We start from the raw sequence: 24,897 nt of genomic DNA on the forward strand, positions 1-24,897 counted from the left end.
TTTTGATAGTTTTTTTATTTTCTTTTATCTCAGAAAATAAAGCGCAAACTTTTGTAAATGCTCCTACTAAAAACTTTGGGAATATTTGTGCTTCTTCTAACTTTAATAGTTATTCAATTAATTTTGATTTTAATGGATTTAATGCAGGAAACATTTTTACATTAGAAATGTCTGATCCTGAAGGAGATTTTGCTAAATTAACACCTATTACAATTCTTTCTTCACAAGTTAGTACTAGTCCAGGAAAAATCACCTTTAAAGTACCTGAAAGTGTTAATACTGCAGGGAAATTTTATAGACTTAGGATAAAAACCAGTTCTCCAAGCATGACTAGTTCTCCTACCCTCCCCTTTCATGCTTATTTTTGGATTTATAACGATAAAATTAATATTTTAGACGACGGAAATGGTAGCTTAAGTATTTGTGGAGCAAATGGAATATTAGCTATAAGCGAAAAATCACCATCACCACTACAATATAAAACATTACAATATATATGGAAAAAAGATGGAATTGTAATACCCAATGAAACAGGAGCCAAATTAAGCGTTACCCAATCGGGTAAATATAGCGTGCAGGTAGATTATGGAAATTGTAATAGTACAGTTGGATTTATAGCTTACTCACAAGATGTTAATGTATCGTTTACAAACAACACAATTCCTTATTCCATATCATCTAGTTTGGGTACAACTATTTGCCCTAGTAATCCAACCACTTTAAGTACAACAGCTGGACAAGCTTATCAATGGTATCGTGATAGCGAAGGAAATGGAAACTTTGTAAAAATTGAGGGAGCCACTTCTTATAGTTTTAAAACAGCTGATCCAGGTACTTATAAAGTAGTAATTAGTCCTGGTACCGTTTGTGAATCTACTTCTACTAACACAATTACACTTCAAGCGACCAATTTTAACCTAGGTATAGATGCTAAATCAGTAAATTATTTAAAGAAAACAGAAAGAATTGCTATAAATGCTACTACTACGGCGTTAAACCCATCTTATGAATGGTTTTTACCAGGAGGAACTGCACCTATAAATACCACTTCCAATTTTACAGTAACTAATGATACCAATTTTAAAGAAGGTATCTATAAATTAATAGTTAAACAAAATGATCCGACTTGTGTCTATACAAAAACGATACAATTTAAAATAATAGAAGGAGTAGAATCGATCAATATTCCGAATGTAATAACCCCTAATGACAGCAATAATGAAAATGATACTTGGATTATACCCACAGAATATAAAAATGATTCTGTCGAAGTGCTTATTTTAGATAGCTATGGAAAAGAAATTTTCAGAATGAAAAACTATGATGATTCTTGGCCTAAATCAGTTATAGAATTTAAAGACGTTAATCCTATTTATTATTATATTATTTCCAAAAATGGTAGTCCTTTAAAAAAAGGTTCTATAACCATTCTTAAATAAATTACATATTAAAAACTATGAAGTTAAAGAATTTTAGCCTTTTCATTATCAGTTTAGTTACAGTAGAACTAAGTGGTCAAGCACCTACAAATGGAGTTAGACCATTTGATGTTTTAGCTAAGAATTCTTTAAAATTTAATAAATTTATTATCAACCCTACCTTTAGTCATGTTCGAGAAGACGAGTCTTTTATTAGTTTCTATAATAAAAGAAAATGGATTGGTTTTGATAATTCAAGAACAGATTATTTTTTTAGTTTATCCAGTAAATTTCAAGATTTGAATGCTTATGGAATAGGTTTATTTCAAAATAATGAAAGTATTTATTCTACATTCGGAATAGTAGCAAATTTTGCTAGAAATGCAGAAATTCTTCAGGACTCTAATCTTACTTTTGGTCTAAATTTAGCTTATGTTAATAGCGGGATTAATTCAGGAAAAATAATAACAAATGTTCAGGAATCTAATCTTAGTAATTTGCCCAAGTATTCTTTGATTTCAATTAATCCAGGAATTAATTTCGGGACTGGTTTTTTTGATATGGGTATAGTAGCTAATAATTTGTTTTATTACAACTTTAATCCATCTGGTTTAGTTCAGGGAAATCCCGCTAAAAATTTTGGATTACATGCCATGTATACAGGCTATATAGACCGTGATGGAATTTTAGAAAAAGCAAAATTTTCCGCATTAGGTAGAGCAGAAATTGGAATAGGATATACTGGATTTGGCGCATCATTACTTTTTAATGCTCCTAAAGCAGGTTGGATTCAAGCAGGTTATGATAGTTTAAATGGTATAAATGCAAGTATTGGATTTATATTGGCTAAAAGAATTTCTATTGGATATGGAGTTGAAAAACCTTTAGGAAATATTGCTAATTTTGGTTTATCCCATGAATTCACATTGGCATATAAATTAAAAGGTTATGGCGATTATGAAGATGAACAACCAATTGTAAAATCAAGTAATAAAACAAATCCAAAAGCTAACGACAAAGCTGTGGCTGTCAAAAAAAAGAACCCACAGGAATTGGCTAAAGAAAGAGCTGCTGAGTTAGCATTAAAACAGCAACAAGAAAAAGCACGTCTAGAAGCAGAACGTTTAAGAAAAGAGAAAGAATTAGCAGAAGCAAAAGCAAAAGAAGAACAAGAAGCACGATTAAGAGCAGAAAAAGACCGTTTAGCGGCTCTAAAAGCAAAAGAAGAAGCAGAAGCAAGAGCTAAAGCAGAAATGGAGGCTCGATTAAGAGCTGAAAAAGATAAAAATAAAGCTTTATCAGAAGCAGAACGTCAACGACAAGAACGTTTAGCTAATGAAGCGAGATTAAAAGCAGAAGCGGCTGCTAAATTAAAAGCAGAGCAAGAACGTTTAGCAAAAGAAAAAGCAGATGCACTGGCACGTGAGAAGATAGAATCCGAACGCATAGCAAAAGAAAAGGCAGATGCAGTACGTTTGGCTAAAGAAAAAGCGGAAACAACACGTCTAGAAAAAGAAAAAGTAAATGATGAAATAAAGAAGAAGACAGAATCTTTAGTACGAGAAAAAGCAGAAGCAGCACGTTTAGCTAAAGAGAAAGCAGAAGCAGAATCAAAAGCTAAGGCAGAGTCTTTAGCACGTGAGAAAGCAGAAGCAGCACGTCTAGCTAAAGAGAAAGCAGAATCGGAATCAAAAGCCAAGGCAGAGTCTTTAGCACGTGAGAAAGCGGAATCGGAACGTCTAGCTAAAGAGAAAGCAGAAGCGGAATCAAAAGCCAAGGCAGAGTCTTTAGCACGTGAGAAAGCGGAATCGGAACGTCTAGCAAAAGAGAAAGCAGAAGCAGCACGTTTAGCTAAAGAGAAAGCAGAAGCGGAATCAAAAGCGAAGGCAGAGTCTTTAGCACGTGAGAAAGCAGAGGCAGAACGTCTAGCTAAAGAAAAAGCAGAAGCGGAATCAAAAGCCAAGGCAGAGTCTTTAGCACGTGAGAAAGCAGAGGCAGAACGTCTAGCCAAAGAAAAAGCAGAAGCGGAATCAAAAGCCAAGGCAGAGTCTTTAGCACGTGAGAAAGCGGAATCGGAACGTTTAGCCAAAGAAAAAGCAGAAGCAGCACGTTTAGCTAAAGAGAAAACAGAAGCGGAATCAAAAGCCAAGGCAGAGTCTTTAGCACGTGAGAAAGCAGAGGCAGAACGTCTAGCTAAAGAGAAAGCAGAAGCGGAATCAAAAGCCAAGGCAGAGTCTTTAGCACGTGAGAAAGCAGAGGCAGAACGTCTAGCTAAAGAAAAAGCAGAAGCAGCACGTTTAGCTAAAGAGAAAGCAGAAGCGGAATCAAAAGCGAAGGCAGAGTCTTTAGCACGTGAGAAAGCGGAATCGGAACGTCTAGCCAAAGAAAAAGCAGAAGCAGAACGTCTAGCCAAAGAAAAAGCAGAAGCGGAATCAAAAGCCAAGGCAGAGTCTTTAGCACGTGAGAAAGCGGAATCGGAACGTTTAGCCAAAGAAAAAGCAGAAGCAGCACGTTTAGCTAAAGAGAAAGCAGAAGCGGAATCAAAAGCTAAGGCAGAGTCTTTAGCACGTGAGAAAGCAGAAGCAGAACGTCTAGCTAAAGAAAAAGCAGAAGCGGAATCAAAAGCCAAGGCAGAGTCTTTAGCACGTGAGAAAGCGGAATCGGAACGTTTAGCCAAAGAAAAAGCAGAAGCAGCACGTTTAGCTAAAGAGAAAGCAGAAGCGGAATCAAAAGCGAAGGCAGAGTCTTTAGCACGTGAGAAAGCGGAATCGGAACGTTTAGCCAAAGAAAAAGGAGAAGCAGTACGTCTAGCTAAAGAAAAAGCAGAAGCGGAATCAAAAGCGAAGGCAGATTCTTTAGCACGTGAGAAAGCAGAGGCAGAACGTCTAGCTAAAGAAAAAGCAGAATCGGAATCAAAAGCCAAGGCAGAGTCTTTAGCACGTGAGAAAGCGGAATCGGAACGTTTAGCTAAAGAAAAAGCAGAAGCGGAATCAAAAGCGAAGGCAGATTCTTTAGCACGTGAGAAAGCAGAGGCAGAACGTTTAGCTAAAGAAAAAGCAGAAGCGGAATCAAAAGCGAAGGCAGAGTCTTTAGCACGTGAGAAAGCAGAGGCAGAACGTCTAGCTAAAGAAAAAGCAGAAGCAGAACGTTTAGCTAAAGAGAAAGCAGAAGCGGAATCAAAAGCGAAGGCAGAGTCTTTAGCACGTGAGAAAGCGGAATCGGAACGTCTAGCCAAAGAAAAAGCAGAAGCGGAATCAAAAGCCAAGGCAGAGTCTTTAGCACGTGAGAAAGCAGAAGCAGAACGTCTAGCTAAAGAAAAAGCAGAAGCGGAATCAAAAGCGAAGGCAGAGTCTTTAGCACGTGAGAAAGCGGAATCGGAACGTTTAGCCAAAGAAAAAGCAGAAGCAGCACGTTTAGCTAAAGAGAAAGCAGAAGCGGAATCAAAAGCGAAGGCAGAGTCTTTAGCACGTGAGAAAGCAGAAGCAGCACGTCTAGCTAAAGAGAAAGCAGAAGCGGAATCAAAAGCTAAGGCAGAGTCTTTAGCACGTGAGAAAGCAGAAGCAGCACGTCTAGCTAAAGAGAAAGCAGAAGCGGAATCAAAAGCTAAGGCAGAGTCTTTAGCACGTGAGAAAGCAGAAGCAGCACGTCTAGCTAAAGAGAAAGCAGAAGCGGAATCAAAAGCTAAGGCAGAGTCTTTAGCACGTGAGAAAGCGGAATCGGAACGTCTAGCCAAAGAAAAAGCAGAAGCAGCGCGTTTAGCTAAAGAAAAAGCAGAGGCTGAAGAATTAGCGCGTAGAGAGGCTTTAAAAACAGCAGAAGATAAAGAAATAGATAATTTATCAGGTGTTATAGAAGATTCTCAAAAATTACAATCGGAATCAATTAAAAAATTCCAAAGTATAGTAGCAGAAAAAGAAAAAGAATTAATAGCTATGCGTAAAGCAAATGATGATTCTGAAAAAGGAATTGTAGCTCCCGTTCAAGAAGTAGAGTTTAAAAGCATGAGTCAAGCTAACAAAGCCATTGAATCATTAAGAAACGATATAGCATTAAATATAAAACAACAAGATCAGTTTATTACTGAGTATCAAAATTTAGCAGCAGAAAGGTTGAAAAAAATACCAAATAAAAATGATGCGATTAATCAATCTTATACTAAAACAATAGAAAAATTAAAGCAAGATAAAGCTAGATCAGAGGAAGAAAGTCGACAGTTAATCACTAAATTAGAAGAGATCAAGACTCAAACTGAAATAGAAAAAAGACGTCGTATTAAACGAGCTAACTTTGAAGATGCTTCAACTAAGTATCAAAAAGATCGTGCTACCTTGAGTCAAATTAAGGCAAGTACAAAATCAACAGGTCAAATTTATAAACCAACTGAATTTGATTATGGCGATAGTGACCAGATCAATATGCAAATTGTGAAAAATGTAACGAATGAAAAACCTGGTTTTTATATGGTATTAGCTACTCACAAAGATGAAGCAAGACGGGATGCTTTTGTGAAAAAGGCAATTTTAGCAGGAGAGACTAATATTGATTTCTTTTATGATGTGAGTACAGGTACTTATTTTATTTATAGTAACCATTATGAAGAAATAAATGAAGCAGATGAAGCTATGAAAAATAAAGGAGATAAACCTTATAATGGTAAAATGGTAATTATTAAGATAGAAAAATAATTATTTTATGTTGATATATGATTTGTTACTAAAAACAATTTCATGAAAAGATAAAATTATATAACTTTATGAGTTTTAAATAATAAACGAACGCCCTATGAGATCGAGTTATTACTTATGTATTTTATTGTTTTGGAGCTTGGGATTTCATCAATCCTTTGCACAAGAATTCAAACCTTTTTCTGTAGTTAATCAGACAAATGGTCTTAATGCCGATATTTTATTAATAGGAAATAATAATTTATCACAAGACGCTTTTTTACCATATAATGATACGGAACCTAATGATAGGATTAGTATGGTATATGTTAATGTGGATACTGCTAATCGAACTATTTACAATTCCAGTAGGGCTAAATTAACAATACCTACAGCTTATCAAGCCTGTTATAAGATAAAATATGCAGCATTATATTGGGCTGGAATTTATAATAAAACAAGTTTAGATATTACAAAAGTTAAATTGAAACTTCCAGGATCTGCTATTTATGAAGATATAGCAGGGACTCTTATCTATAATGAAGATCTCGAGACAAATAAGCCGTATGCAGCTTATGCTGATGTTACTAATTTGTTGAATAAAGGAGGAGATGTTCAGGGTGATTATACTGTGGCTAATATTGTTTGTTCACAAGGTAAGGTTCAAGGAGGTTATTCAGCAGGATGGCATTTGTACGTTATATATGAAAACCCTAATTTACCAGCTAAAAATATTACTTCTTTCAATGGTTTTACCAAATTGAATAATACTAATGAATTAGATGTAAATGTTAGTGGATTTAAGACCATACCTACTGGAAACGTAGGGGCTTGGGTGGCATTTGGAGCATTAGAAGGAGATCAGCAGATATCAGGTGATTTTTTTAAAATTAATAATGTATTAATGCAACCTCCTTTTAGAAAAATTGATGATTTTGTTAAAGATAGGAAACAGAATTTCTTTAATAGTACTTTCACTAATCCTTCAGGACTTTTACCAGATAGAGAGCCTAATAGTAGGAATACTTTAGGGTATGATGCTGGTATTTTTAAAGTAGATAATCCCAGTAATTCTGTAATTAAAAACAATGATACATCAGCTTCTATTAACCTAGGGACAAGTGGTGATCAATACTTTGTTTTTTTTACAGCTTTTGCTGTAGATGTTATTGGACCTAGAATTATATTAAGAAAAAATGTGACAAATAATGCGGGTGTAGATATTTCAAATCAGACAGTAGATATATGTGATGAAATTAATTATAATATATTCTTTGATAATATAGGGAATGATGATGCACAAGGTTTAGCATCTCATAAATATGGTAGTAACTATGTATTACTAAAAGATATTTTACCTCAAAATGTACTTTTACAAAGTGTAATATCTACCAATACAGCACTTAATACTTCAATGAAATACGAAGTAAACCCTGCCAATCCTAGAGAGTTGTTTATTTATATACCTAAAGCCTATCTAAAAAAAGATGCACCAGAATATTCTATTATAATTAAAGTAAAAGTAGCTTGTTCTTGTGATCAGTTTACAACAGCTTGTTCAAATGAAATTAAAAATCAAGCTTTTGTTGAATATAGGGGGGTTATTAATAATGTAGAAAATCACAATGATCCGAGTTATTCACAAATAGATACTAATTGTTTGGTAGGTTCTACAAATTCGACAAACTTTATTGTTGGTTTAGATAAAAAGTGTAACTTCAATACAGAAGTTTATTATTGTGGAACTACAACTACTCTGAAGGCTGGAAATGATTATGATGATTATCTTTGGACGGGTCCTGCTGGAGCAACTTTTACACCTAATAAGACAAGTCAAGAAGTAACCGTAAATTTACCAGGTATTTATACGGTAACAGGTAAGGATGCTATTTGTAGATCTATTGTTCAAACATTTAATGTTAAACTGTATGGATCGGATCTTCAAAATCCTTTAATTAAGTATGATCAAAGTATCACGCCTGTTAATTGTACTGATTCAGGAGAAAGAATTCCTAGTATTTATCTATGTGGTAAGGATGATAATAAGTTATTGCAACCGAATATTACGGGAACCATAAAAGTAGAATGGCAATTGTATGATGAAACAAAAGCAGGCTGTGGTCCTTATAATCCTATAACTAATTGTCCTGTTACAGCGGATTCATGTTGGAATAAAATAGTTGAATCAAATGAATATACGGTTTTAAATGAAGGGAAATATAGACTCATTTATACTTTTTTAGGAGGATGTACAAGAACTTTTTACTTTAATGTATATAAAAATTTAACAGAAACAGAAGTTAAAGTATTACCTATTGTATGTGGTGCCCCTGGTTCTATAACAGTTATAAAACCTATTAATAGTACTGGTAGATTTCAGTTTCAATTAGTACAACCAAATGGAACATTGGGAGTATGGACTGTTAATCCTGTATTTCAAGTATTAGTCCCAGGTAATTATACGATAAATGTAAAAGATAATTCAGTACCTGGCTCATGTCAAATTCCTATTAAAAATATTGGAGTAGTAGCTAATAACATAACCGTTTTAGCAACGGTTACACAGCCTAAATGTAATGGCGATTTAGGATCTGTTAATTTAGGTGTTTCAGGAGTAGATGGTCCTTATACTTATACTTTATATCAAGGAACAAATGCTTCTGGGTTAATTGTAGGTAATTCTGTTACGACTACAGAAGCGTACAATGTTTTTGATAAACTAACGCCAGGTTTGCCTTATTATTGGATAGTTACGACTCCAAGTTGTACAAAAGATGGAACATTTGTTTTAGCTAATCCTGCTAAATTAGTATTAAATGCTTCTCTAACAAAAGCTTTAACGACTTGTGCAGACGGTGAAATTACAATATCAGCAACAGGAGGAACTCCTCCATACTTTTTCTATTTGAATAGTGCCCCACCAGCTCCATTCTTAACAACTAATGTTATTCCAGTTACAAGTCCAGGTATTAATACTATTACAGTATACGATTCTAATAACTGTACTCAAACAACACAAATTAACGTAGTAAAAATACCAGCTCCTGAATATACAGTAAGTTATACCGATGTAAAATGTTATAACGATAATTCAGGTACCATTACATTCAATGTTACGAATGCAAATGGAAATACATTGGGATACAGTATTACTGGTGGTGCGCCTTTTACTAATAACCCATTATTTACAAATTTAGCCCCAGGCGTTTATACTCCTGTAATTCAGTACACAATAGGTACCGCTGTTTGTACAAAAACAGAACCCAATATTACAATTTCTCAACCAGCAACACCATTAACCGCTTCTGGTGGTGTAATGGCGTTAGCATGTAATACTACAGGCGGAACAGGTATTATACGCATTACTAATGTAGAAGGAGGAAAGCCTTTTACGGGACCTTTTCCTTATCAATATAATTTTGGTAAAGGTTGGACTAACGTAAATCAGGCATCAGTACCTCCAGGTACTTATACTGTTCAGGTTAAAGATGCCGTTGATTGTATATTTTCAATGACCGTTACTTTAGATCCTATTCCACCAGATCCTACAATTAGTGTTTCAGCACCTGCATTTAATTGTAATGGTTCTGCTACTAGTACCGTTACAGTAAATAATGGTTCTACTGCGTATACGTATACGTATTCTATTTCACCTGCTTTAAATCCGCCTCATGATCCTAATTCTAATATTTTTAAGAATGTTCAATGTGGAAATTCAACTATAACAGTAAATTATAATTTAACGAATCCTCCTACTTTTAGTAATTTATTAAAAGAAGATTTCGGATCGGGTCCAGATGTATCTTCACCTGGTATTAATCCTGCATTCTGTTGGGAGCGTCAAGTTGAAGCAACAAAATGTCATGGTAATAAACTTTTTGGCAACGGTGAATATACAGTTACACAGTTTTTACTTAATAATCCTTATTCTGGTTGGTCTATTCCTTTAGATCATACTACAGGCACAAGACCTGGTAGATATTTAGCAGTAGATGCAGGAAATGCTATACCTAATAATGCTGTTTTATATAGAAAAACAATAAAAGATATTATTCCGAATCAACCAATTCAAGTTCGTTTTTATGCTAGAAATTTACTTAGAATTGGAAATACACAACCTGATGCTTCTTTAACCGTTGAGTTACAAAATAGTGCAGGTGTGGCTTTATCTTCTAGTTCTACAGGTCCTATTCCTAAAACGGAAAAATGGGAAGTATATAACAAAACTATAAACCCAGGAAATAATACAACACTTGATTTTGTTTTAAGATTAGAAGTTGCACAAGAAAATGGTATTGATTTTGCTGTAGATGATATAGAAGCTTATCAATTACCTATAGCTTGTATAGCAACTAAAACTATTCCTGTAAACATTCCATGTGGACAAGCTTTTACCGCTCAAATTACAGGACATAAAGATGTAAGTTGCGCAGGATTAAATGATGCTACAGTTACAATAGCAGCACAAAATTTCAATACGGTTTCTGGTTATCAAGTTTCGATGAATAATGGAGCTACTTGGACATCTTATAATACATCTCCTGCTACAGTGCCTGTTCCTTCGGTAGGATATCCAGGATTTGTATTAGTAAAATATGACTTAACTGCTGCTAATGCAGGTTGTAGTTTTAACTTGCCACAAGCCATAATTGTACCAGCTCAATTACAAGTGCTGACCAACATAACCCCTGCTACTTGTACTACTGGAGCTGTTGTATCAGTTACTGCTACTGGAGGTACTCCTGCTTATCAGTATCAATTAGAAACTACTACAGGTGTTCCTATTATAAGTTATCAACCAAATAATAAATTCAATAACGTTGCACCTGGTACTTATGTAGTTGCTGTAAAAGATGCTAATGGATGTATAAAAACAGAAACAATTACTATTGGGGTTGCACCTAAACCAACTATACAAGTACTAGCAACATCTGATTTTTGTTATGATGGAACTAATGCTGCTAGTATAGCAGTAAGTGCGTCAGGTGGTACGCCTGGTTATCAATATCAATTAGAAAATAATGCAGGAACTATTTTAATTCCTTTCCAAAATAACGCTACTTTTTCAAACTTAACACCAGGAAGTTATGTAGTAACAGTAAGAGATACTTTCGGCTGTACAGCAGTTACATCAGTACAACAGATTAATGCGCAATTAGTAGCAACAGCTGCTTTAACAAAAGATGCTGATTGTAATCCATTAAATCCAAATGCAGAAATTACACTTACTATTTCAAATGGTTATCCTGGTTATTCTTATCAAGTGAGTACCGATGGAGGTGTAAATTACACGCCAGCCATACCTACTCCTATAGCTAGTTTGCCATTTAAATATTCAATACCTCCAGTTTCAGCTAATACAACATATCAGTTTTTAGTGAAAGACAGTAAAGGTTGTCAAGTAGTTACCAACACTGTAACAGTTAAAAAATTAGAACCTATAGTAGCTAATCATTCTACTGTAGCTGTAACTTGTAATGGCGGAGCGAATGGAAGTGTAACCTTTGCTCCTACTGGCGGAGCAGGTGGTTATCAAATTAATTTTAATAACGCTGGTTTTTCTAATCAAACGACCTATGCTGGTTTGACACAAGGAACGTATAATTATACTATTAGAGATCTTAAACTATGTACTATTACAGGTACTATTACAATTACTCAACCTAATATTTTAAAAGCTACAGCTGTATTAAATCCAAATTATACTTGTAAGAATGATGCTAGTATTACGGTTACAGTATTACCAAGTGAAAATGGTGCAGGTGGAGTTGAGTATAGTAATAATAATGGTAATACATGGCAGTCATCTAATATTTTTAATAATTTAAAAGCAGGGACTTATACTATAGTAGTACGAGATAAAAACGGTTGTACTTTTACAATCAATCCTCCATTCGTAGTTGTTCCATTAACTCCTCCAACGGATTTAACGGTTACTCCTACTTCTTCTATGACTTGTCCTGCTAAAACAATTAACGTACAAGTGACCGTTACAGGAGGTAGCTTGCCTCTAAAAGAGTATGCCATAACAGATCCAGTAGCTTCGGCCGTAACAAATACTACAGGTGCTTTTACTAATCTATCTGCAGGTACCTATACCTTTGTAGTTACTGATGCAAAAGATTGTACATATACTGAAAAATATACTATTAATCCATTACCAGATATGTCAATATCTAATAGAGTTCTATCAGATATTAAATGTTTAAATGGAACTGAAGGATCTGCTGAAATATCAGTATCAAATTTTGGAACAGGCTATTCATACGTAGTAACAGGTCCTACTCCTTCCGTAGGTGCGAAGACTACATCACCTTTTGTATTAAATAATCTATTAGCAGGAAATTATACAGTTGAAGTAACTAATACTACAACAAAATGTAAGATAACTTCTTTATTTGAGATAAAAACACCTACAGTTGCTTTAGATGCAACATTAGATAAAGATCCTATTACTTGTACAAAACAAGGAAGCATTATTGTTAATGCTACTGGTGGATGGGGAGGTTATACCTATACAATTAGTCCAGTTGCAGGTACTTTAACAGGTAATGTATTTAGTAATTTGCCAGCCAACAACTATACTGTTACTATTAAGGATGCAGGAGGATGTCAAGTTATTAAAACAATTAATTTAACGAACCCAAATAATCCTACGCTTGCTTTAGGAGCTTCTGATTTTTGTTATGACGATACAAATAAAGCATCTTTAGTTGTATCTGCTTCAGGAGGTGTTGCACCTTATAGTTTCAGTTTGAATGGAGGGGCTTTTGTACCAAGTAATACACCTACTGATAGCCATACTTTTAATGGGCTAATTCCAGGTACTTATGCAATTTCCGTACGAGATGCTTATGGATGTACAAATCCGGCAGTATTTCAACAAACTATTAATAACCAATTAAACGCAACCATTGTTTTAAACAAAGGCTACGATTGTACAGTTACACCAAATGCTGTTATTAGTGGTACAATTTCAAATGGTTATTTGCCGTATGGTACGTATGAAGTAAGTTATAATGGTGCTGCTTTTACAGGAGTCGGTACTATTACAGGTTCTACCTTTACATATCCCGTTTTATTAGCAAACCCAGGTACTTATAAATTCCGTATTACAGACGCTAAAGGCTGCCAAATAGAGACTAATACATTAGATATAAAACCACGTTCATTACCTAATTTATCATTGACTGTTACTAGTCCAACTGTAAAATGTCATGGTGATGCTACAGGTGCATTTACTTGGAGTGTTATAGACGGTACACCTAATTATACTATATCAGTTCTAAATACGACAACAGGTACTAATTATGGTACACAAACAGCTGGTTTACCTGCTGGTAATTATTCTGTTACTGTTACAGATGCAAAATCTTGTACTGATACTAAAACTTTCAGTATTACAGAACCAGCCTTACTAAATTATACAGTTAAAATAAATCCTCTTACTTGTAATATTGGAACGAAAGATTATATAAAAGGATCTATTTGTATAAATACAGATTTAACAGGAGGAACATTACCAATTACCTTTACATTAACGAATGCATTAGGTGTACAAGTAGGGGCTCCGATTGTTGTTAATTCCTTACCATTAGCAGCTACAGTTTGTTTCCCTAATATTGATTATGGTGTTTATACTGTAAAGGCAGTTGATGCTAATGGTTGTTCAAAAGTAGTTCCAAATCAAATTGTATCTAGTCCACCTTCAGGTTTAACATTTGCTTTTACAGGTGTAGCTACTTGTGCAACAGGTGCAAGCTTAAAAGTAGATATTTCAGGAGGAGTTATAGGTCCTGGTACTTATCAGTTTGGTATTGTTGATTTACCAGCTGCTCCATGGTCAACTACTCTTGTTAATTCTAATAATGGAGCAGCTTCTCATATTTTTAATGGTTTAATTCCAGGTGCTATTTATAGTATAGTAGTATATGATACAACAACAGGATGTTATCACTTCCAAACAGCCCCTGGGACACCTTCGTCTATTAATCCTACTTTATCTACGATTATTAATAATGTAACGTGTAGAGGTGCTGCTGATGGATCTATTAAATTTACTTTAAGTAATTTAAGTGCAGGTGTTACTCAGTTTTCATATCAATTAGTTAATGCGGCTACCAATGTAAACATCGGAGCTCCTGTAATAGTTAATTCGCCTTTTGTTTATCCATATTCAATTAATCCTTTGGCACCAGGTTCGTATAATATCTTAATACGTGAAATCAATGGAGCAAATGCAGGATGTGGAAAGACATTCGGTCCTTATGAAATAAAAGAGTCTGCAACAGATTTAACCCTTAATTTGACAAGTACAAATGATAATTGTAAACCAAATGCAGGTATTATTACAGCAGCAGCAGCAGGTGGTACAGGTCCTTACTTATATCAAGTATTTGTTGATTCTGGTGCAACTGGGGTAATAGATGGTGCTGATCCTGTAACGACAAATGCTGCATTTATTGGTTCTTTTGATCCATTAACCCATAAACCTAATGTGTTTAATTTAGAAGGAGGAAAATATATAGTATATGTAAAAGATGCTAATGGTTGTATTAAATTTAATTTTATAACCGTTACTGTAGACTCAGAACCAGTTATTTCTGCAACGGTTAATAATTTATGTGCTGCTGAGGGTAATTTTGCTATTGATGTAGCACTTACGACTTCTGGTATTGCACCTCATGTGTACAGTGTAGACGGTGGTGTTTTTCAAGCACAAACAGCGCCATTTACTATTTCTAATCTTTCTTCAGGAGTGCATACTGTGGAGGTAAAAGATAAAAATGATTGTGGTAACAAGGTAACAGTTACAATTTTGAAACCTTTAAAAGCAATTGGTGATTTTACTTTAGTTCCTACTTGTAATACAGCTACAGGTACGATTACTATTAAGGCAAATGATGGAAGTGGTAACTACAGTTACAGTCAAACAGTTCCTGTTGGAGCAACTAATTTAAATGGTATCTTTAATTCTTTAGCTCCAGGTAACTATACTTTTGAAGTAACAGATCTTACAACGAATTGTAAAGTAACCGTTCCTGTAAATTTAGCACCTGCTAAAGATGTTCTTTTTGTGGCAGCAACAGTTACTAATACTAAGTGTATTGGTAGTAATGATGGTAGTATTACTGTAAATCTAGATGCTACGAATACAGATAAACCATACAAATATAGTATAGCTCCTGATCCAAACGGTGTAGGACTACAGGATACGAACCTTTTTACAGGTTTACCTTTAGGTAATTATGTTATCACAGTAACTTCTGCAAGAGGTTGTTCGGCTACTCAAAACGTAAGAGTAGATGAGCCAACACCTATTAATATAACGGCCGTAGCTACTCAGTTTACATGTAATGTTACGAATGCTTATAATCCCGCACAAATAAATGTTACAAATGTTACAGGAGGTACAGGAAAATATACAACCTATGAATTTGAACTGGGTGGAGTTGTCTTACAATCAGGCGCTAGTACTGTATTTAATACACTAAATACAGCTGGTGGTTCTTACACAGTAAGAGTGTTTGATTCTAACAGATGTATCGGAACTACAAAAGTTGATATTAATGCTATAACACCATTAGGAGCAACCATAGTTAAAAATCAAGCTATTGATTGTACTCAAAATGAAATTATTAGTATTAATGCTACAGGAGGATCGGGTAATTATACTTACCAAGTAATTCCTTTTGGAACAACCAATGTGGTTGCTGGACCAACTGCTAATCAATTTACAATTAGTGCAGCAGGTTCTTATACTTTCCAAGTAACAGATGCAACTACTGGATGTTTTATTCAAATAGGACATCAAATAAATGTATTTAAAACATTAACCGCTACTTTAGCACCTGATGCAAGTGTAAAATGTTTTGGTGACACTACTGGTGGAAGTTTATTATTAAGTGTTCAAGGTTATTCAGGACCTTATACTTATACTTTATACGATAATACGAATACAGTAGTTGCTGGACATAATGGTATTATAGTTGATAATACAGTAACTAATCCTTTTACTATATCAGGTCTACCAGCAGGTACTTATACAGTTAAAATTAAGGAAAATAACTTTCCTAAGTGTGATATTACAACAGCTTCTGCTACTGTAGGTACTCCTACACAGTTAGCAATAACAGCTACTGTAGATAAAAATGATAATTGTAATCCACTAGCAGGTATTATTAAAGTTTTAGGTAATAATGGTACTCCTACCTATTCATATATTGTTGCGTTAGCTACTGATCCTGCCCCTACAGCTGCTTCTGTAGGATGGACAACTTCTACCGTATTTAATCGTGATGGAGGTAATTATATAGCTTATGTAAAAGATGCCAATAATTGTATCGCACAGGTGCCAGTTATTCTGCCTACTGATACGAATCCTGTACTAACACTTCCAGTTTTTGCTGCTAATCAATGTACTTCTGATGGTACTGATTATGTAATAACAGCAACTAGTGTTGTAGATGGAATAGCTCCTTATACTTATAGTATTACAAATGCTAATGGAACTAGCTCATTTGTAAATGTAATTGCACCTTATACCTTTAATGGATTAATTATAGGAAATAACACGATTACTATAAAAGATGCTAATGGATGTACTGATAGTAAATCAATTACAGTGTATCCTCCATTAAATATTAATCCTACTATTGTTGCACAACCTACTTGTAATACTAATGATGGTAAAGTAACACTTATTGCTGTTGGTGGATCAGGTAATTATGAATATACGTATGGAGCTACAGTGAATAGCACAGGTATATTTACAGGTTTACCATTTGGAGATTCTGTTTTTACTGTTAGAGATTTAACTACTGCTTGTACTAAAAATATTACAGTTAAATTAGAAAAACCAGAAGATATATTGGTAGATTCTATTGTACCAACTTCTACTGTTTGTAATGGAGATAGTAACGGAACGATTACAGTAAATTTGAAACCAGCTCCTTCCAATGGAAACCCTATTTATACTTATGCTTTAGTTTTCCCTTCTCAACAATTGAGACCAGCACAAACTAATAATGTATTTACAGGATTACCAGCGGGTAATTATACTGTTGAAATTACTTCAGGTAGAAATTGTAAAGAAACAAAATCAGTCACAATTTCTCAGCCTAATGTGATGACAGTACCACCTCCAGTTGTTAATCAGTTTGCATGTACACTAAATACGAATTCTGTTAATGCAGCTTCAATTACTGTTAATGGCGTAACAGGTGGTTCTGGTAATTATGTAAACTATGAGTTTATTTTAAACGGAAAACAAGTTTATTTTGGTCCAGAAAAGACTTATTCAACAACGGATATAGCAGGTGGAAAATATACCATAAACGTATATGATGATAAAGGATGTAAAGGGACTGTTACAACTGATGTGATTCCTTTTGTTAGTATTTCAGGACCTAATATTTTCGTAAATAATGATATTACTTGTACAAAAGGTGAGGATATTACGGTAACTGTTACGACTAACGGAGCACCAGTTCCTGTTTATAACTACAATGTAACGAATATTCTAACAGGTATATCTCTTACTAATACTACAGGTATTTTTACTAACTTGGGAATTGGTAATTATATGGTTACAGTTACAAATCCTGTGACAAATTGTAGTGTTCAACGAATACATTATATAGCAGATCCGAATACATTTAATATACAAATAACAAATATTAAAGATGTAACTTGTAAGGGTAGCTTTACAGGTAGTGCAGAAGTTTCTGTAGTTGATACAATATTAAGCAATGGAAACCAAGCAGGAGAGTTCAATTATAGTATCACAAATAATAATACAGGATTCAATTTGGTAGGAAATAGTATTAATGCAGGTCCACTACCTATTAATGGACTTTCTGCTGGTACTTATACTCTAAATGTAACCTTAGTTAAAAAGCCTAATTGTACTTTTTCTTCTAACTTTATAATTAATGAACCAATTAACGCGCTTACTATTACTACTACTAAAGGATTATTGACTTGTACACCTGGTAATGATGGTTCTATTAACGCAGTTGCAGCAAATGGTTGGGGTAATTATACTTATACTATATCGCCAGTTGAAGGACAACAATTATCTCCAGGTATCTTTACAGGATTATCAGGTAATTCTGCTTATACCATAACGGTTAAGGATGCTAATGGTTGTTCTGTAAGTGAGATAGTTAATCTATCAAAACCAGCTATTATTGATGCGTCTACTATTGCACCAGTACAGTTACGTTGTTTTGGTGTAAATGATGGAGTAGTACAAGTAGTTGGCGTAACAGGTGGTTATAATGTTCCTAACGGATATAATTATACCTTACATTATGTAAATCCTGTAGGAGTTGCTTCTGGACCTCAAGCATCTAATACATTTACTAATTTAGGACCTGGACGTTATTATATTATTGTAAATGACGCTTCTAATTGTCCTTCTAAGCAGTTATTCTTCGATGTATTACCTGCTAAAGAAATTAAAACGTCTTTATCATTAGTTGCTAATTCACAAATTTGTGATACAAGCCAAGCTAGTTTAATACTTACTGCTAGTGGAGGTACAGGTGTATTTGAATACAGTAATTCTCAATCAGGACCATGGACTCCATTTGTTTCTCCATTAAGATTAAATAATCTAGCTGCTGGTATAACTTATAAATATTATGTTCGTGATACAAATAGTTGTGCAGGAGTTGAAACCAATGGATATACAATTAATAGTTTATCACCATTTACTATCGATCCTATTGCACCTATCCAGGTAAGTTGTTCGTATGATACAGCTAGAGTTGTTGCACATGCAAGCGGTGGTCAAGGAAATTATACATACGTATTATTACCTTCAAATATTTCTAATACAACGGGTATATTTACGAATGTTCCAGTAGGAAATCATACTATACAAGTTAGAAGCGGTAATTGTACTTCTATAAGTACTCCTGTTTCAATTAAGTCACCAGCTGAATTAAAATTTGATTTGAAAGCAGTTCAAACAACTTGTTCATACAACAGAGATGGAAAAATTGTGGTAACCTTAACAGGTATTGATAATCGTAAATTACAATATTCTATTAGTTCAGCAGATGGTGCTTATACACATCAACAAGTTTATACAGTTAGTGATAATGATTTAGCTGCGGGTACTTTTACAATTAGTAATCTGAAACCAGATACTTATGAAGTAAATGTGTTTACAGTTGCTACTTCATGTCATCCACCAGTACAATCTGTACGTATTACAGCACCAGCAGAACTGAAAGGAACTGTTACAGGTATTGATGAAATATGTGCTAGTGAAAATAGAGGAGAAATTCATATCACGAATATTCAAGGTGGTACAGGACCTTATTTTGTAACAAAAGAATATAAAACAAGTTTTGATAATTCAACCCCACCAGTTGAAGTCGATGATTCAATTTACGAACCAATTAATAATTTAGATGGTGTAAATTCTCATGTATTTAATGGATTAGATGGTAAAAAGTATTCTATTGCTATTAAAGATTCTAATGCTACAAATTGTAAAGCACTTTATTTTATTACAATAGGTTCTGGTGATAGTTTTGAGCCTGTAATTAATGTTACTTATCCTTGTAATCCAGTAACTAATAAACCAATGGTTAAAATAGTGGTAACAAATAAGTTAGATCCAAAAGGTGCTTTTGTTGGTAATTATAAATTTAGTTTAGATAATTTACCTGCACAAACTAGCAATATATTCTTGTCTACAGATCCAAAATATACTAAACAGTTTTTAGCACCAGCTTACCATACTGTGTTTGTAGAAGGACCAAATGGATGTCCAAATAATAATGTACTTCCAACACCGTTTATGGTAACTCCTTTAAACGAATTAGATGTTACATTAAGTATTTCAGGTCTTAATACAGCAATGGCAGTTGCTACAGGAGGTTCAGGTAATTATAAATATACATTCTTTGCAGATGGAGAACAAATGCAATCAGGATCTAATAATACCTTTATTTATTACCAACAATATGAACAAATACGAGTAATCGTTACAGATGATAGCGAATGTAGTGATGTAGATGCTAAACGTTTAACTTATATACCTATTTGTGTTCCTGATGTGATGACACCAGATGGAAATGGAGAAAATGATGATTGGGGACCTGGTTGTGTTGACCCTACAGTTTATCCAAGATTAGTAAGCCATGTTTATGATCGTTACGGTCGTCTGATTGCTACATTACCAGTAGGAGCAAGATGGAATGGAAAATATAATGGAAAAGAATTGCCTTCTGGTGATTACTGGTATGTTATAAAAGTAGATAATAATGATGGTAAAGAGTTTGTTGGTCATTTCACTCTTTATAGATAATTTAACTTTTGAGTTATGATGGTTAGTACACTATGTAGTCAAACAAAAAAAGCTTTTACAATTTTAGCTTTTTCTATAATATCCTCAAGTATTGCTCAGGAGTTACATTTGCCTGCAGCTACTCAATACTTAGCAGATAATCCATTTGTTTTATCACCTACCTATGCTGGGATAGGTGATAATGCAAGGATTCGGGTTAATGGTTTCTTCCAATGGGTAGGAATTAAAGATGCACCCAATAACCAAGCTGCCTATTTTGATATGCGTATATTAGATCAATCAGGTATTGGTTTTCATGTTTATAATGATAAAAATGGAAACAGTCGTCAGATGGGAGCCAAACTTTCATTTGCACACCACATTATTTTGGATTATCCAAGCAAACAATATTTTTCTTTTGGTATGTCTTATAACTATAATAATTTTAGACATGAAATTGAAAATTTTCAAACCGCTGATGGTAGTGTAAATAATGATCGTTTTATTAATAATAGTAATTTTGATGTCGGTTTCTTGTATAGAAAAAGTAAATTCTATATTAATTTGAATTTTAGTAATTTATTACCAAAAGATCTTAAAAAATTTCCTGTTTCACCAGAACCTAATCAGTTGCGCAACTATCAACTCTATACAGGTTACCTTTTTAAAGGGAATAAAGATTCAAGAACTGAAATAGAACCTTCCGCTTATTTTCAATATTTTGAAAGTGATGGACGTTCTTCAACAGATATTAATCTTAAATATCGTTATATAGATTATCAACGTACAGGTTATTTCTGGTTGGGAGCAACTTATCGTTTCCTAAATGATCAACCCATGAAGCCATTATCAGTAGGTCCTATGATTGGTCTAAAAAAAGGAGGTTTTTATGCCGGATATGCTTATCAAGTTACAACCAATGAATTGGTAAAATATAATTCAGGAACACACATGATTACTTTAGGATGGGATTTCTTTCAAGGAATTAGTAATTGTCCTTGTACTCAAAACTCTTTGTCAGAAGACTAAGCGTTTAACTTAAAAATTTTTAGGCTAAAAAAATAGCTAGATTATATGATTTAGCATTTTTTTAGCCTTTTTTGTTTTATTTTTGTATAAAAAATTGCAACACAATGAAAACTATTTCTGATATTAATTTTAAAGATAAAAAAGCACTTATTAGAGTTGATTTTAATGTCCCTCTAGATCAAAATTTTAATGTTACAGATGCAACTCGAATTGAAGCAGCTAAGCCTACTATTGAAAAAATAATAAATGAAGGAGGAGCAGTTATCTTATTATCACATTTAGGAAGACCAAAAGGAAAACAAGAAGAATTTTCTTTAAAACATATAGTATCTAAAATAGCTGAAATTTTGGGGAGACCTGTAATTTTTGCATCAGATTGTATCGGACCTATTGCTCAAAATGCTGCTGCAAATATCAAGGCAGGCGATATTCTATTATTAGAAAATTTACGTTTCTATAAAGAAGAAGAAGAAGGAAATATTGAATTTTCTAAAAAATTAGCATCCTTAGGAGATGTTTATGTAAATGATGCTTTTGGAACAGCACACAGAGCACATGCCTCTACAACTATAATAGCACAGTTTTTCCCTAATGAAAAATGTTTTGGAACTCTTTTAGCTAAAGAAATAGAAAGTTTAAATAAAGTTTTAAATAACAGTGTAAAACCTGTAACAGCAGTATTAGGCGGAAGTAAAGTATCTTCAAAAATTACAGTTATTGAAAATATTTTAGACAAAGTTGACCACATGATTATTGGTGGAGGTATGACTTTTACCTTTATTAAAGCATTAGGTGGTCAGATTGGTAATTCATTATGTGAAGATGATAAGTTAGATTTAGCTCTTGAAATTCTTGAAAAAGCAAAATCAAAAGGTGTTCAAATTCATTTACCTATAGACGTGTTAGCAGCCAATTCTTTTTCTAATACAGCAGATACACAATTAGTTAATGTTAATTCTATACCAGATGGATGGCTAGGTATGGATGTAGGACCAAAATCCTTAGAAACAATAAAAGAAGTTATCCTAAATTCTAAAACCATTTTATGGAATGGTCCTTTAGGCGTTTTTGAAATGGATCATTTCGCAAATGGTACAATTCAGTTAGGAAATTATATAGCCGAATCAACTCAAAATGACGCTTTTTCATTAGTTGGAGGTGGCGATAGTGTTGCGGCTGTTAAACAGTTTGGTTTCGAACCTAAAATGAGTTATGTTTCTACAGGTGGTGGTGCTATGTTAGAAATGTTAGAAGGTAAAATATTACCCGGAATTTCTGCTATTTTAAATTAATTAAGTGAATTTTAACATTTTTTATTATTGTAAATCAAAATTAGGTTTTATGTTTGTAAATCTAATATAAATAGCTGAAAATAAGCTATTTAAATAAATTAAAGCTGATGATTAGAAAAAAACTTGCCCTCAATCTATTTTTACTGGTATCTGCTTTTGGAACTTATGCACAAGATAAGATTCCACAAGATTCTATTTTAAAACCTACAAACAAACATTCCTATTTAGATTCTATTAAAGGCACCTTTGTAGTTAATGAAATATTAGATCGTATTGAAAATCAACATATAAAAGAATTATCTAATACACAAGATATTTTTGATGGAATCGTTTCAGATATAAAAAATCTTGATTTAAATGTTAAAGTCGATTTTGATTTACCAACAGATCTATTCAAAGAAAGATTACGATTATTAGACGAGAAATCACCTTTTAATATTGAATATAATCCACAATTAGAAAACTTGGTTAAAAATTTTCTAAAAAATCGTAAACGCTCTTATGAACGTTTAATGGGATTATCACAATTTTATTTCCCTCTATTTGAAGAGGCAATGGCTCGTTACGATGTCCCATTAGAAATAAAATACCTCTCAATAGTAGAATCAGCATTAAGATCTAGCGCTGTATCTAGAGTAGGCGCAACAGGTCTGTGGCAATTTATGTATGAAACAGGGAAACAATATGGATTAAAAATAGATTCCTACGTAGATGAACGTAAAGACACCTTTAAAGCTACTGATGCAGCTGCGCGTTATATGCAGAGTATGTACAAAATATTTGGTGACTGGGAACTAGTTTTGGCTTCTTATAATTCAGGTGCAGGAAATGTAAGTAAAGCTATACGCCGTTCAGGAGGACTTCAAAATTTTTGGAATATTAAACATAAACTGCCTCGCGAAACCCAAGGTTATGTACCTGCATTCTTAGCAACTATGTATATTTTTGAATATCATAAAGAACATGGATTAGTACCTTATAAACCCGTTGCAAAACATTTTGAAACTGATACAATTGCTCTAAAAAGAAAAGTAAGTTTCAAACAATTAGCTAATTTGTTAGACATGCCAGAGTCTGATATTGAATTTTTAAACCCTTCTTATAAAATGAAGGTTATTCCTTATGTTACAGGTAAAAGCAATTTTATTTGTTTACCCAAAAAGAAATTAGCTATTTTAGCATCCAATGAAGACAAAGTATATGCTTATATTGATTACCAAGAAAGTAAGAGAGAAAAACCTTTCATAAGACAGTTCAAACCTCGAGTTATTAAAGAAATATTAGGTGCTGAAAAAGAAGTAGAAGAAAACATCGCATCGTCTAATAAAATAGAACCTAAAAAGCCCTTACTACAAAAATTACACATAGTAAGAAAAGGAGAAGACGTAAAAAAATTAGCTGAAAAATATAATGTAGCAATTGCTGATATAAAAAGATGGAATAGATTAAGAGGAATACACCTTTTAAAAGGTTCTAAAATTCGTATCAAATACGATGAAAACAACAGCATTGCAGCAAATGCAGTTCAAGAACCAGAAAATCATAATCCAGTTGCATTAAATACAATAGCAAATTCAAATATTTCAAAAAATAAAATAGTAGATGCAGCCACTAAAGAGACTAAAGATAAAAATGAATTAACAGTTAGTACTGATACACCTGTTTATGAACACCTTGTTTTACAAGGAGAAACACTTTATAGCATAGCCAAAAAACATCATTTACTTGTATCCGATTTAAAAAAATGGAATCAAGTTGAAAGCGGTGTTGTAAATGAAGGCGATATTATAAAATTAGTAGAACCTAAAAAAGAAATTATAGTTCAAACAGATTCATACACAGTTAAAAAAGGAGATAATTTTAGTAAAATTGCTAAAGTACACGGTGTAACCGTTGAAGAACTAATGCAATGGAATGATAAGACATCAAAAGATGTTAAAGTAGGGGAACAACTAAAAATTGAAAAATCTATTGTTGCTAAAGTTGAATTACCAAAAAAGAAACTACCATTTGATGAACAAAAATTATATATAGTTCAAAAAGGAGATTCTTTATTCAAAATCTCTAGAAAGTATAATACAACAGTTGCAGAATTAAGAAAAAAGAACAACATAAAAGAAAATGATCTACAACCAGGAATGAAAATAAAAATATAATATTTCAAGGACGCTTAAGCGTCCTTAATTTTT

General features: G+C 33.4%; 6 protein-coding genes. All 6 read left to right on the forward strand.

From position 1 onward, the window contains the following. The first annotated feature begins 2 nt into the window (after positions 1 to 2). Positions 3 to 1,439, forward strand: coding sequence for a gliding motility-associated C-terminal domain-containing protein (locus tag NAB20_RS03760; RefSeq protein WP_375605531.1), 1,437 nt, complete (start codon positions 3 to 5; stop codon positions 1,437 to 1,439). 17 nt (positions 1,440 to 1,456) lie between these two features. Then, a complete protein-coding gene (locus tag NAB20_RS03765) occupies positions 1,457 to 6,103 on the forward strand; it encodes a PorP/SprF family type IX secretion system membrane protein (RefSeq protein WP_375605532.1) in 4,647 nt (1,548 codons plus the stop codon). 97 nt (positions 6,104 to 6,200) lie between these two features. Further along, positions 6,201 to 20,408 (forward strand): T9SS type B sorting domain-containing protein, encoded by a 14,208-nt coding sequence (locus NAB20_RS03770; RefSeq protein WP_375605533.1) that lies wholly within the window; start codon positions 6,201 to 6,203, stop codon positions 20,406 to 20,408. A gap of 15 nt (positions 20,409 to 20,423) precedes the next feature. After that, positions 20,424 to 21,416: a type IX secretion system membrane protein PorP/SprF gene (locus NAB20_RS03775; protein ID WP_105195129.1), complete on the forward strand. Its 993-nt coding sequence runs from the start codon at positions 20,424 to 20,426 to the stop codon at positions 21,414 to 21,416. Positions 21,417 to 21,520: 104 nt separating this feature from the next. After that, complete coding sequence (locus tag NAB20_RS03780; protein WP_088391053.1) at positions 21,521 to 22,708, forward strand: phosphoglycerate kinase; 1,188 nt, start codon at positions 21,521 to 21,523, stop codon at positions 22,706 to 22,708. Between the two features lie 107 nt (positions 22,709 to 22,815). Further along, a complete protein-coding gene (locus NAB20_RS03785) occupies positions 22,816 to 24,864 on the forward strand; it encodes a LysM peptidoglycan-binding domain-containing protein (RefSeq protein ID WP_127823410.1) in 2,049 nt (682 codons plus the stop codon). The last annotated feature ends 33 nt before the right edge of the window (positions 24,865 to 24,897 follow it).

This window comes from Flavobacterium davisii, from assembly GCF_042182265.1.
GTDB classification, from domain to species: Bacteria; Bacteroidota; Bacteroidia; order Flavobacteriales; family Flavobacteriaceae; genus Flavobacterium; species Flavobacterium davisii.

Excerpts from the sequence above, each read along its gene's own strand:
- NAB20_RS03775 (WP_105195129.1), top strand. The coding sequence starts at position 20,424 with ATGATGGTTAGTACACTATGTAGTCAAACAAAAAAAGCTTTTACAATT.
- NAB20_RS03770 (WP_375605533.1), top strand. The coding sequence starts at position 6,201 with ATGAGATCGAGTTATTACTTATGTATTTTATTGTTTTGGAGCTTGGGA.
- NAB20_RS03785 (WP_127823410.1), top strand. The coding sequence starts at position 22,816 with ATGATTAGAAAAAAACTTGCCCTCAATCTATTTTTACTGGTATCTGCT.
- NAB20_RS03780 (WP_088391053.1), top strand. The coding sequence starts at position 21,521 with ATGAAAACTATTTCTGATATTAATTTTAAAGATAAAAAAGCACTTATT.
- NAB20_RS03765 (WP_375605532.1), top strand. The coding sequence starts at position 1,457 with ATGAAGTTAAAGAATTTTAGCCTTTTCATTATCAGTTTAGTTACAGTA.